This is a genomic window from Sphingosinicella sp. CPCC 101087, assembly GCF_004151485.1.
Classification (GTDB): Bacteria; Pseudomonadota; Alphaproteobacteria; order Sphingomonadales; family Sphingomonadaceae; genus Allosphingosinicella.
In genome coordinates this window covers 328,614-341,485 of record NZ_SBFF01000001.1, presented here as the reverse complement: position 1 = coordinate 341,485, position 12,872 = coordinate 328,614, and the positions used below count along the sequence as shown (strand labels likewise).

The window sequence follows — 12,872 nt, the reverse complement described above, 5'->3', positions numbered from 1 at the left end:
GATCCCGGCGCGTTCACAGCATCGCCAGGTAGCGAAGCGCCGATAGGCTCGGCAGGAAGAAATATTCGCCGCCCGCCATCTTCACGAACGTCTCGACGTCCACGATCCGCCGCAGCGGCTGCTCCCGAATGGTCATCCGCCCGGCGGGACCGAGGAGCGGATCGGTTTCGTCATAGAGAGTCGCGAAGTTCTGGTTGAGCAGCCACGTCTGCTGCACGAACTCGAACTGGCGGGCGATGTCGGTGTTGAGGCAGACGAACAGGAGGCCCCGTTCCTTTCCGTCATCCTGATAGGGGTCCGCGATCTTGGGGCCATATTTGCGGCCTCGGCGAAGGATGCGGTGGTTGTTGGCGGCGTCGAGCAGGCTCTGGGCCTCCTTCGCCGTGGGAGCCAGCGCGTCGCGCGGATTGGCGCGGCGCACATGTGATCCGGCCGGACAGCCGATCCCGTGCGGATCGCGCGCCTGGAACAGATAATCGTTGTCAGGCATCCCGTAGCCGTCGGGCGGCAGGTAGCCGCCCGGGCACAACAGGTGGCCGTCGGTGCTGCGGCCGATCACCCGCTCGGCGAGCCAGATCGTGTCGACATGGCCGCTATGCTGCGGATCGCGCTTGCGAATGCGCTCGGCATTGGCTTGCAGCGATTTCCAGAAGGCGGCGACGTCCTGGTTCAGCTCGCGCACCACCATGTAGCTGCCGTCGAGGCCAAGGTCGAAAAACCCCTCCGCGCTCGCATGCGGCATCAGTCCGGCGGCGGCAGGCCGCCCGTCAGGATCGTCGGGCACGATCGGTCCCTGCGCCTTCTCGCGATGGCCGTTGGTGTGGCCGATGAGGATCTCGCCCAGCGGCACGCCGTTACACGGGTTCTTCTCCACCGGCTTTCCGTCGCTGCCGACCAGCGCTGCCTCGTCGTAGGGGATGGGCTGGGATAGGCCGTCGGCGAAGCCGTAATGATCGCGGCTGATACCCTTCCCGTCGGGATCGAGCAGCAAGGGCAGGCGATGGACGACGCGCACCTCGTGTGGCGCCAGCGCCGCCTCGACCGCCTTGCAGCGTTCTTCCGCCTCCGCCTCGTTAGCGTCGTAGAGAAGAAGCAGGGCATGGACCGTGATCGGCGTCGTCACCTGCTCGTCCCCGGCCGGCGCCGATTCCATCAGGTCGGCGCCGGTCCAGGCTTCCGCCGTCACTTCCTCGCGTCGCGGCGTGTTGGCGCTCCATCTCGGGCCGCCGTCAATCACCGTGTCCAGCCATTCGCCGCCGCGCCGATCGCCCAGGCGCCTCAGGCGGTCTTCCTGGAACATGCCCTCGCGGAAGGGCCGCGAGAAGGAATCGAGCGCACGCCGGTCGAGCCCCATGGCCCTCAGGCCGCTCCAGGTGAAGGCGAGCGCCGCCGTCTTCGCTTCGGGATCGTCGGCATCGGTGACCGGCGCCACCGCCTCCAGGGCGTTCAACCAGGCGCCGCCGCCGGTCCCCTCGGGCCAGCCGAATTCGAGGAACAAGGCCCGCCCGGTCGGCAGCGAACCGAACCCGCTCACCACCAGTCCCTGCGTGTTCGCGTCGTGAGGCGGCTTCAGCTTCCAGCTCGGCCGGCGCGGCGCCGTGGCTACAGGTCGAGCATCCATCGCCCTGCCTCCTTTTCGGTCATGGACTTGCGGCGCAGGCCCGTCGCGATCCGTGCGTTGCGCTCGATCTGGTCGACGGTGAGGTCCTTGTAGGCGCTGTACCAGAAGCGGCTCACCGCCCGCGAGGCCAGCGCCCATGCCTTGAACATCCGCCCGTGGCTCGCCCCGTCCAGCACCAGGAACCGGGTCGGCGGGAAGCCGACTCCGCAGCCCCAGGCCAGCGTCAGGCCGGCATGCGCCTTCTCGATGAAGTCGTCGAGATAGGAGTCCCAGCTATGATCGAAGTTGCTGAAGAAGAGCAAGCGGCTGTGATTGTTGAGGAACGCCCAGTGGGCGAAATGGACGGTGCGCATGCTGCCGAGATAGCCGTCGGTTGCCTTGACCCGCAGCAGCAGGCCGAGGCCGAGATGCCCCGCATGGATGATGATCGACCTGAGCACGCCGGGTTTGATCAGCACGATCGATCCCATGTGATTCTGGGCGATCCAGTCTTCGCGGCGGACCATCTCGCGCAAGCTCTGCTCGTCGGTATGGGGCGCGTCATGCCAGCTGTCGCGGCGCTCCAGATAGCGCAGCCGAAGCACCAAAGCGAGCAGGGCGAGCGGAATGAAGGCGAGGCCGAGCAGCACCGCGCGGAGCGCCGGTTGCCACGCGGCCTCCGCGCCCAGGCCCCGGAACAGCATGTGCAGCCCGGTGGCGACCGGCACGGCGATGAGCAGGTAGGCGCCGAGCATGAGCACGATGAGCAGGCTGTGGCGGAGCAGGAAGGCGATCGGCCGGAACTTGCCCGGCGCCTCGGTGCCCGGCAGCGGCTTGCGCTTGAGAAAGAGCAGGACGACGATCGCGATCATCAGCCCGATTAGCGCGATCAGGTAGCGGTCGGTCCGCATGAAGGCTTGCAGGATGATGCCGGGCAGCGAGACGATGAAGACTGCGGCGACGGCGAACAGCAGCAGCCGAACGATATCGGTGGCCCGCTCCGTCAGCGGAATCCGCTTCGGGGCGCGATGATCCAGCCAGGGAAAGGCGGGCAGCAATGCCGCCCGCAACTTCTGGTGCGCCTCCGCGGCCGAAGCGCCGCGATACGGGCTCGGCCCATCGCTGTCGGCTTCGTGCAATTCGTCGCGGATCGCGAGGAACAAGGCGGCTTCATCGAGGATGCGGTCGCGCGTCATGCCGCGATTGCCGTGGTGGAACACGCTCGGCCGCATCGTTCGCGCCTCGAAATAAGGCGCGACCGCCAGGCGCGAATCCGGCGCGGTCACCGCATCGTAGAGCGGCCCGTCGCGATCGAGCGGCCGCTTGCAGCAGCGCAGCATCGCCCGAAGATCCTCGCCGAACGCGGCTTCGATCTGGCCCCAGAAGGCGCCGGACGGGCCGTCGAAATTGGCCTCCAGAATGAACAGGGGATCGTAATCGTGGCTGGGGAAGACGCTCATCGACATGAAATGCAGCGACGGCACGTCGCGCATGATGCGGGCATATTCCTGCGGATGGCCGAGCGGCGGCGTTTCCTCGCGCTGCCGCAGCGCCTCGATGAGGTCGGTCAGCCGGGCACTGCTCTCCGGCTTCACCTCCAGCGGTACCGACAAGGTCGTCTGGCGCATGTGCCCGCCCCCCGCGCGCGATCTTCTTCATCCTAGCATGTTCGGGCAAGCTCTCGAACGAAAAATCCTGTGCTTCGCCGCGGGAGCCGCGACGCGAGGCGGCGTGGACCTTCGGTTCCGTCTTTGCCGCGCCCCGCGAGCGAGACGGGTCAATTCCTCACGTGGAGTCCGGCGGCGCCGCTGCGTAGGATCGCGCCGACGGAGGCGGCATGATCGAGATTAGCGAGGACGATCTTTCGGGCGAGGAGACGCGCGCGCTGCTGGCGCTTCACCTGGCCGGGATGCAGGCCGGATCGCCGCCCGGCCACAGCTTCGCGCTCGATCTTTTGGGCTTACGCGCGCCTGGCGTGACGCTCTGGGCCGCACGCCATGGCGGCTCGCTCGTCGGGATCGGCGCGCTAAAGGCGCTCGGCGACGGAACCGGCGAGATCAAGTCGATGCGGACCCATCCGGATTTCCTGCGCAAGGGAGTCGCCTCCGCTTTGCTCGACCACATCATCGAAACGGCGCGCAGCCGCGGCTACCGGCGCCTCAGCCTCGAGACTGGAAGAGGTTTCGCCTTCGAAGCGGCGCTGACCTTGTATCGACGCCGAGGCTTCTCGAAGGGCGAAGCGTTTGCCGGCTATGTGCCGACCGAGTTCAACCAGTTCTTCCACATGGCGCTGTAAGACCCGGAAGCGCCGAGCATTCCCATCGATCCCGCCCCCCGCCGGGACAAGGACGCGGAAGCAGAGGTGCATCCCCTGAACCTTCTAGTGCACCAGCTGGCCATCCAGCCGCGCCAGCTTTTCGGGGTTCCGGACGATGTAGACGTGGCTGATACGGTCGCCGTCGATCGCCAGGGCCGTGGTCTGCAGCATGCCGTCGGCCTCGCGGGTGACGAAGCCGGGCAGACCGTTGATCAGGCCGTAGCAGAGGATCCTGGATCTGCCCTTGGCGAAGAATCGGGCGAGGCTTGAATGAAGCCTCATCACGTCCTCGATGCCGCGGATCGGCCGCATCGCTGCCGGCCGTTTGCCGCCGCCGTCGCTCTCCACGGTTACGCCGTCCGCCAGCAGGGTGCGGAGCGCCTTCATGTCGCCGCTGCGGGAGGCGGCGAAGAAGGCGGCGGCGATCTCCATGCCGCGTTCGCGGTCGACGGGGAAGCGCGGCCGCGTCGCGCGCACATGAGTGCGGGCGCGGCTGGCGAGCTGACGGCACGCCGCCGGATCGCGACCGATCGTTTCCGCCACCTCCTCGAACGGGAGGCCGAATATGTCGTGCAGCAGAAAGGCCGCACGTTCGAGCGGCGACAACCGCTCGAGCGCCATCAGCAGCGGCAGGGTCACGTCGTCCGCCAAATCCTCTTCCGGCTCGACGATCGGTTCGGGCAGCCAAGGTCCGACATAGACTTCGCGCCGGCGCCGCGCCGAATTGAGCTGGTCGATGGCGATGCGGGTGACGACGCGGCAAAGGAAGGCCTCGGGTTCCCGTACCGACGCCCGGTCGCTGCGCAGCCAGCGCAGGAATGCCTCCTGAACGACGTCCTCGGCATCGGCGAGCGAGCCGAGCATCCGATAGGCGATCCGGATCAGGCGCGGGCGCAGCGGATCGAACGTCTCCGCTGCGCCCGCTTCAATAGCGGTCGCGCTCATGCCGCCTGCCGGGCGGCTTTTGCCGCCGCTTCGGGGTGGAATATTCGGAATCCCACCGCAAGCCGGTTCCAGCCGTTGATCGTCACGATCAGAAGCGTGAGCGCCACCTGCTCCTCCGGGGTGAACTGCGCATTCAGCGCCTCATACACCTCGTCGGGGGCTCGTGCATCCGGAAGGCGGGTCAGCGCGTCCGTCCAGGCCAAAGCGGCGCGCTCCCGTTCGTCATAGACGGGCGCTTCGTGCCACGCGTCGAGCAGGTAGAGGCGCTGCTCGGTCTCGCCCTTCGCGCGCGCCTCACGAGTGTGCATGGCCAGGCAATTGGCGCAGCCGTTGATCTGCGATGCGCGGATCTTGACCAGCTCGGCGATACGGGGATCCACGCCCTCGAGGCCGAGGCTGAAGTCCAGCCAGGCCTGCATCGGCTTGGGCGCGGCGGCGAAGGGATTCAGTCGGGGTGTCATGTTCGCTCCTTTCGATCTAGCGCAAACAAGACGGGACAGCGCCGGCGGATGTGACATCAAGCGCATATTTTCTTCGCCGCACCCCGCTGCGGATCGGGCGGCCGCTCGGCGTCCCTGAGATGATCGACCCTGGAGACGAGCATGGACGGAAGATGCAGGCGCTCGATACCGACGGTCGAGGAAATGAGACTGATCGGCGGCATGGCCGGGGTCGTCGCGGTGACCCTCGTATTGCTGGCGCTGCAACTCTAGCTTTCCCGACGCTTTTGCGTCGGCCTCCGGCCGCGCGTCCGTCCGCTTGCGGAAGCAGGAAGCGCCGGATCGCGTGAAGATCGTCATGACCGCCCAGAAACGAGCTGGTTTCGGGACGCTCCATTCGAGCAAAGTGTAAACTAGCATTAACTAGAGAATGTTGCCGCTCTCGGCAGCTTCCTTCTCGGCCCCGGCGCGATATGGTAGAAAGAAGTAAACGCGCCTCTCCGCTCCGGTGAGCGCGCAATGGGCGCCGCAGCGCGCCTGGTCATTTGTTGCCGCGGCGCGTCCCGGGCACTCGGCTTCGCGTCGGAATTCAGTGGAAGGAGGGGCCAATGCATATCGGCAGACGGATGGCGGCGGAGGGAATCGGAACCTTCTGGCTGGTTTTTGGAGGGTGCGGGAGCGCCGTGCTGGCGGCGGCCTTTCCCGAAGTGGGGATCGGCCTGCTCGGCGTTTCCCTCGCCTTCGGCCTCACGGTCCTCACCATGGCCTATTCGATCGGTCATATTTCCGGCTGCCACCTCAATCCGGCGGTCACGGTCGGACTATGGGCTGGCAGGCGGTTTCCCGCCGGCGACATTCTCCCCTACGTGGCGGCCCAGCTCGCCGGCGCCATCGCCGCCGCCGCCTTGCTGGTGATGATTGCGAGCGGGCAACCGGGCTTCGACCTTGCCGCCTCCGGACTCGCGCAGAACGGCTATGGCGAGGGCTCGCCGGGCGGATATGCCCTGACTTCCGCGCTGACGATCGAGCTGGTCCTCACCGCCGGATTCCTGATCATCATCCTCGGTTCGACCGACACGCGCGCGCCGGCGGGCTTTGCCCCGATCGCGATCGGTCTCGCGCTGACCCTGATCCACCTGATCAGCATCCCGGTGACCAACACGTCGGTCAATCCGGCGCGGAGCACCGGACCGGCGCTGTTCGTCGGCGGCCTCGCTCTGCAGCAGCTCTGGCTGTTCTGGCTGGCCCCGCTGATCGGCGGCCTCGTCGGAGGCGCCGCCTACCGCATGCTGTTCGTGGAGGCCTCCGCGAAGCCGGATATTTCGGGGACGGCGTCCGAGTCCCCGGGCGCGACGGCCTGAGCGCCGCAGCCGCGGGTCGGAGGTGCGGACCAGGAGCAGGCGATCTTCGCATCTGCCCTGCCAGCGCCCCCGATCCGCCGCCGCGCTAGTCGCACCGAAGATAGACGGGGTTGCCGACCAGCAGTGGTCGGCCGTCCGCTTCGCGGACGTTGATCGCGAGCCAGCCGCAGGCTTGGCCGGGCTCCAGGGACAGGAACAATTGCGCCTCGTCCGATGAGATCGATCGGCGCTGGCCGAGCGGCTGTCCATTGACGATCAGTTCGGCGAAGGCACCCGCCGCTCCGGCCACGACGGCATGGATCGCCACTTGCCGGCGGCCCGCCAGCGTCTCGCCCATGGACGCGCGGTCGCGGCCTGCCTGCGCCTCGACTTCGAGCCGTCGGCTTCGAGTGCCTTCAACATCGATGAAGACATTGCCGGCCCGGATCGCGTCGAGGATTGCCGGCATCGAGAGGTTGCGGGCGTAGACCACCGTCGCCGGGCGGCCCACCGGAGAAGGGCCGGGGGGTGCCTGACCCGGGGCCACATCCGGATCGTGATTGTCGCTGGCGGCGATGCCGGTAAGGCGATGTCCCTCGTTCAGACGGGCGTACCAGAAGCCCAGCCCGGCGAGCGGGCCCTGCGTCATCGTGCCGTTTATCGCCTCGATCGCCGCGACGGCGCCAAAGTCGGTGTCGGGCCAGGTCCAGCCGCAGCCCATGCATGGCTCGCCCGAAGGCAGTGCGGGATGGTTGAGCGACAGGATCGCACCTGCCGCCGCGGCGTCGCGTTGCAAAACCCGGATATCGGCCACCTCGTCCGACCCCACCCGGAAATCGACGAAGCGCCGCGGGCCGAAGATGTTGGCATGGCCGCCGAAGGTGGTGATCTCGATTCCGGGGATGAGCAGCAGATCGTCGAAATAAGGCTGGAGCTCGCGCAGGCCGCCGAAATGGGCGGTGGTGTTGTGATCGGTGACGGCGATGAAGTCCAATCCGGCTTCGGCCGCCGCTTCGACGGTGCGGAAGAGCGGGCAGGGGACGCGTCGTCCGCTTCGGCTCTCGCAGCTTCCGTCGCTGTGGGCGTCGTGCAGATGGAGATCGCCGCGATACCAGCCGGGGCCGTCTTTCAGCGGCGGATCGGCGATGGCTTCGGTCGCGCGATGCTCTCCGGCGCGATCGAAATAGACTTTGACCTCATAAGCCGCCCGCGCGCCGCTGCGCGCATTGGGCACGCCCAGCATGAGGCGCCAGCGACCGGCGGGAAGGTCGCCGGCCAGATAGCCTGGCGTGGCGTCGCTCGGCGCAAGAGTGAAGCGGTCGCGCGTGCCGCCGCTCCAGCCGCGGAAGCGCGCCGGGTCCCACACGCCCATGTCGACGACCGTGCGGTTCGACCGATCGTAGGCGAGCGTGACGGTGATCCGCCCGACGCCCTCAGGCACGTCGAAGGGCACCGGCCGATAGGTCTGATGATCCGCGCCGACAATCTCCCCGGTGAAACTGAGGTCCGGAGCGGGTGTAGGCGCCTGACCGGCCGCCGCCATCGGAATGGCGGCGGCCAGCCATGCGGCCGCTAACAGGATCGTGGCCCGCATCAGAAGCGGAAATCCACGGCGAAGCGGAAATTCCGGCCGAGGATCGGACGACCGATGAAGAGCAGGTCGTTCGCCTGGCCGCTGGTAAGCTCGCCGGCGCGCGGATTGCCTTCGGTGAGGCCGATCGTGTTGGTGAGATTGTCGCCATAGGCCCACAGCGCGATCCGATCGGTGAGCTGGAAGCGGACGCTCGCGTTCAGCACCGTGTAGGCCGGCAGCACCGACCTGTTGGCCGCATCGGCATAGCGCTTGGAATAGTGTTCGATATCGAGCTGGGCGCGCAGGCGATCCTCGAACAGGGTGACGGCCGGAGTGGCCCGCAGCGCGAGCTTCGGCACGCGAAGCAGCTGGTTGCCCGTATAATCGCGCGGCACCAGAGTCGGCACGCCCTCCACGCTGGTCAGTTCGTCGTAGCGCAGGTTCCGGAAGGTCGGCTCCTGGTAGGTGGCGTTCAACGTGAAGTCGAACCAGTCGACGGGCCGAACCGTGCCTTCGAATTCGACGCCGTAAGAGCGGGTGTCGGTATAGACGGTCTGGGTCACATAGCCCTGGGTGACCGGATCGAATCTCGTATTGCCGATCGAATAGGAGTCGAAGTCGGTGAGGAAGCCGGTGAGATAGAGGCTCGCCAGCCGCGACTGATATTTGACGCCCGCCTCCCACAGGTCGATGCCCTGGGTGCGCGGATCGGCGGTCGCGCTGGTGATGAAGCTGCCGACGCTCGGCAGGCGGAAGGCCGAGGTGTAGCGCGCGAACAGTCCCGCCCGGGCATCGAACCGCCAGTCGGCGCCTATGGTGTAGCCGACGCGGTCGAACCGGCGGTCGAACGGCGTGAAGACGCCATTTCCGGTCAGCACGGCATTGTCGGCGAGCGTCGTCGGGTCGCCGAGGTCGACGGTTTGGCTGCCCTCCTGCGCGCCCCGGGTGCTGACCGTTTCCCAGCGCAGGCCGGCGTCGATGCGAAGCTGCGGCGTCACCTGCCATTCGTCCGCCGCATAGAGCGCGAACGTGTCCTGCGTGCCGCGCCCGTTGGCGAACTCGGAACCGTAGCGGGCGACGCCATTCTCGGTGAGCGCACCGACCACCTGCCCGCCGGCGCCGAGCGCGACGAGATCGAGCAGGCGCGAGTTGCCGGAGACGTCCTGGATCGTCGAAGCCGAATAGCGGACGAACGTCTCTTCGATGCGCGCATAATAGAAGCCGATCGCGAAATCGTGCGTCATGCCGCCGATCTCGAAGCTGTGGGCAAGGCGCAGGTCGTTGAGGAATTCGCTCTCCTCGACGGTCACGGGACGCGCGGCATTGATGAATATGTCGCCATTGCCGTTCTGGCCGGTCAGGTCGAAGGCTTCGCCGGTGTCCACGTAGCGCAGCTGCACGCTCGTCGCGGTCGGGAAGGCGGTCAGCACCTGGCCTCGATATTGGTCGAGCAGAGACGTCGCGGTGCTGACGGAGGCGGGATAGACGCCGTTGCGGACCGTCCGGGAATCACGGTAGCGGGCGCGGTTGGTGAGTTCCCAGCCCGGCGCGATCTCCCAGTCGGCCAGCAGGCTGAACTGGTCGAGCTCGATATCGGTGCCGTCGGCATTGTCGAAGAAGACGGGCCCGTCCGCGCTGCGCAGGGTCATGAAGGCGGTCGCCCGGCTCGCGGTCGTGTCGTAATGGGGATCGAAGCCGGGCAGCCCGACGACGTCGCCCTCGCGGTCCTTGGTCAGCGGAATGCCGGTGTAGAAGATCGCATGGTCGTCGATTCTCTTGTAGCCGAACGTCACGCTGCCGTTGCCGAAGTCGTAATTCACGTCGGCGCGGATCTGGCCGCCACGATTGCCGGTGAAGCCGGGGTCTCGCACGCCGGCTTCGTTGCGGTAATAGCCGCCGACGCCGAGGCTCCAGCCGGCGCCGAGCGGTGCGCCGATCCAGCCGTCGAAGCGATAGAGGTCGGCGGTCGGCCCGTAGAGCACGCGTGCAACGCCGCCGAGCGTGTCACCGGGCTGCCGGGTGATGAAGTTGACCGCGCCGCCCGGCGCGTTCGAGTAGAAGATGGAGGAGGGGCCGCCGCGCACCACCTCGATTCGCTCGATCGACTCGTCGATCCGAAAGGCCTGGTCGGCATTGAGATAGCCGAGCGAAGGGTCGTGCTGGACGGGAAGCCCGTTCTCGAGGAGGTTGATCGAGCCGAAGCCGTCGACCGGAATGCCGCGCGCGCGGACATTGCCGCTCCCTTCGCCGCCCGATGCCTCCACCCAGAATCCGGGCACCGACTTGAGCGCCTCGGTGACGCTCGACGGCGCGCGCGAGCGCAGCGCGTCATTGTCGATCGTGGTGATGGCGTAGCTCGTCTCCAGCCGAGTGCGCTCGGACGCCCCCGCGCGGCCGGTGACGACGATTTCCTCGTCGCCGCCGCTCGTCGTGACAGGCCCGTCACCGGGGCCGGTCTGGGCCAGCGCGAGGCTGCTGGTGCTGGCGAGGAAGGCGGACAGGCCGGCGGACGCGAACTTTCGGAAACTCATCTTGGGACCCCTTGCTCGATTGCCGCTTGTTGCGGTCGATCGGGTCGCTAGGGGCCGGCCGTTGCGCTTCCATGGCCTGATTGCTGCGGTGCAATGAAATCTCTGCTGCACTGCGGTGACGCCGTTGGCTCCCGCCCGAGCCCGCTGCGACGAACAGGGAAGGCGTTGAACCGGCGCCGACCGGGAGTCACACGGCGCTATGACCAATCCCCTGTCTCCACGGCTGGCGGCAATCGTCGACGCCCTTCCGCTTCGTCCGGGCCTGCGCGTGCTGGAGATCGGCTGCGGTCCCGGGGCTGCCGCCCGCGCCGTCTCGAGCCGCATCGGCGATGGCCATGTGCTGGGCATCGACCGGTCCGCCAGGGCGATCGCCCAGGCCGTTGCCGCCTCCGCGCAGGAGCTCGCCGCCGGGCGCTTGAGCTTCCGGCATGTCGCCGCCGAGGATTTCCAGCTCGAGGCCGGGGAGGCGCCTTTCGATATCGCTTTGGCCGTTCGGGTCGGTGCGTTCGACGGACGGCACCCGCGAGCGGGCCGTCAGGCCGTGCCGCGCATCGCCGCGGCGCTCGCGCCGGCGGGACGCCTGTTCATCGACGGCGGCGATCCGCTGCGCGAGATTCGACTGAGCGACTTTTGCTGACGCGTATCTTGCCTCCACCGCCGGCGCGCCGCAGGAACAGCCGTCGGCCGCACACGTTCGGCACGAAAAGGGAGTGGCGTGCCCGATGAACGATGCGGCCGTGGCGGAGCCCGGGGAGGAGCAGCCTCTCGGCGAGGCCAGCTATCGAGGCCTTTTCCAGAAGATTCGCGAAGGCTTCTTCGTGGCCGAGCTCGTCCGCGACGAGGCGGGCCGGGCCGCGGATTTCATCTTCCGCGAGGTCAATCCGGCCTTCACGGAGCAGACCGGGCTGACGGCGAGCGCCGCCTTGGGCCATTGCGTGAGCGCGGCGATACCGGGCTTTCCGGCCAGCATCGTGCGTCGCTACGGCGCAGTGGTGGACAGCGGCGAGCCTGCCGCGTTCGAGGTCGAGGTTCCGGCCCTGGACCATCGATCCTACGAAGCGCGCGCCCACCCGCTCGGAGACGAGCGTTTCGCCGTTCTCTTCCTGGATATCACCGCACATAAGAGCATCGAGCGAGCGCTGGAGGAGAGCCGAGCCCTGCTCGCCGACATCGTCGAATCGGTGGACCAGATGATCTGGGTGACTCGCCCGGACGGCTATCACGATTTCTTCAACCGCCGCTGGTATGAATATACCGGGGCGACGCCCGGGTCGAGCGACGGGGATGGCTGGGCCGACCTGTTCCATCCCGACGATCAAGAACGGACCTTCGCGCGGTGGCGGCACAGCCTCGCCACCGGCGATCCCTATGAGATCGAATATCGGCTGAGGCACCGTTCCGGCGACTATCGGTGGATGCTCGGCCGAGCGCATCCGGTCCGCGACGAGGCGGGGCAGATCATCCGCTGGATGGGCACCTGCACCGACATCCAGGCGCAGAAGTCCTTCGGCGAGCAGATGGAGCTGGCGAGCAAGGAACTGAGCCACCGGATCAAGAACATCTTCGCCGTCGTTTCCGGCCTGATCGCGCTTTCGGTCCGCCAGCATCCGGAGGCGCGCGCCTTCGCCGACGAGGTGCGCGATCGCATCGCCGCGCTCGGCCGGGCACATGATTATGCCCGGCCGCACGGCGACGGCGTCCCGTCGGAGGCGCAGCGAGCCTCCGTGCTCGGCCTGGTTCGGCAGCTGCTGTCGCCTTATGGACTGGAGGGCCGGGAGCGGGTTCTCGTAGAAGGCGACGATGCGCCGCTGAGGAATCGCGCCGCCACCCCGATCTCCCTGGCCGTCCATGAGCTGGCGACGAACGCCGCCAAATATGGCGCGTTGAGCGTGCCGGAGGGCCAGGTCCGCGTCCGCGGCGAGCGTTCCGCCGAACGCTTCACCCTGCGCTGGCTGGAGAAAGGCGGGCCGCCGGTGCGCGAGCCCGAGCATTTCGGCTTCGGCAGCCGATTGGTGGATATCACCCTCAAGGGCCAGCTTGGCGCCGAACTGGTCCGCACCTGGCGACCGGAAGGGCTGGAGGTCTGCCTGTCGGCGCCTGTCGACCAGCTGGTGGCCGAATCCTGA

The 12,872-nt window shown here is 67.6% G+C and carries 10 protein-coding genes; 4 read left to right on the top strand and 6 right to left on the bottom strand.

Going from position 1 to position 12,872, the window contains the following annotated elements:
- Positions 1-13: 13 nt before the first annotated feature.
- Positions 14-1,621, bottom strand: a complete 1,608-nt coding sequence (locus EKM57_RS01615; protein ID WP_129790703.1) for a hypothetical protein — start codon at positions 1,619-1,621, stop codon at positions 14-16.
- A complete protein-coding gene (locus tag EKM57_RS01610) occupies positions 1,603-3,228 on the bottom strand; it encodes a hypothetical protein (protein WP_129790702.1) in 1,626 nt (541 codons plus the stop codon). The genes EKM57_RS01615 and EKM57_RS01610 overlap by 19 nt, the downstream gene beginning before the upstream one ends.
- Before the next feature lie 209 nt (positions 3,229-3,437).
- On the opposite strand from EKM57_RS01610, the gene EKM57_RS01605 reads away from it, so the two are divergent.
- Positions 3,438-3,896: a GNAT family N-acetyltransferase gene (locus tag EKM57_RS01605; protein WP_129790701.1), complete on the top strand. Its 459-nt coding sequence runs from the start codon at positions 3,438-3,440 to the stop codon at positions 3,894-3,896.
- 84 nt (positions 3,897-3,980) lie between these two features.
- Here the strand turns inward: EKM57_RS01605 and EKM57_RS01600 are convergent, their stop codons facing one another.
- Complete coding sequence (locus EKM57_RS01600) at positions 3,981-4,862, bottom strand: sigma-70 family RNA polymerase sigma factor (RefSeq protein ID WP_129790700.1); 882 nt, start codon at positions 4,860-4,862, stop codon at positions 3,981-3,983.
- Entirely contained in the window at positions 4,859-5,323 is a 465-nt protein-coding gene (locus tag EKM57_RS01595; RefSeq protein ID WP_129790699.1) for a carboxymuconolactone decarboxylase family protein, read from the bottom strand. The genes EKM57_RS01600 and EKM57_RS01595 overlap by 4 nt, the downstream gene beginning before the upstream one ends.
- Positions 5,324-5,910: 587 nt before the next feature.
- Between EKM57_RS01595 and aqpZ the strand changes: the two genes are divergently transcribed.
- On the top strand, positions 5,911-6,663 hold the full coding sequence (gene aqpZ / locus EKM57_RS01590; RefSeq protein ID WP_129790698.1) for an aquaporin Z: 753 nt from the start codon (positions 5,911-5,913) through the stop codon (positions 6,661-6,663).
- An 85-nt stretch (positions 6,664-6,748) separates the two neighbouring features.
- Here aqpZ and EKM57_RS01585 read toward each other — a convergent pair whose 3' ends face one another.
- A complete protein-coding gene (locus EKM57_RS01585) occupies positions 6,749-8,236 on the bottom strand; it encodes a CehA/McbA family metallohydrolase (protein ID WP_243450844.1) in 1,488 nt (495 codons plus the stop codon).
- Complete coding sequence (locus EKM57_RS01580; protein WP_129790697.1) at positions 8,236-10,746, bottom strand: TonB-dependent siderophore receptor; 2,511 nt, start codon at positions 10,744-10,746, stop codon at positions 8,236-8,238. The genes EKM57_RS01585 and EKM57_RS01580 overlap by 1 nt, the downstream gene beginning before the upstream one ends.
- Positions 10,747-10,945: 199 nt before the next feature.
- Between EKM57_RS01580 and EKM57_RS01575 the strand changes: the two genes are divergently transcribed.
- Both EKM57_RS01575 and EKM57_RS01570 read left to right on the top strand, forming a co-directional pair.
- Positions 10,946-11,383 carry a cyclopropane-fatty-acyl-phospholipid synthase family protein gene (locus tag EKM57_RS01575; protein WP_129790696.1) on the top strand — a complete coding sequence of 146 codons (438 nt, stop codon included), beginning with the start codon at positions 10,946-10,948 and terminating at the stop codon, positions 11,381-11,383.
- Positions 11,384-11,468: 85 nt separating this feature from the next.
- Positions 11,469-12,872: a sensor histidine kinase gene (locus EKM57_RS01570; RefSeq protein ID WP_129790695.1), complete on the top strand. Its 1,404-nt coding sequence runs from the start codon at positions 11,469-11,471 to the stop codon at positions 12,870-12,872.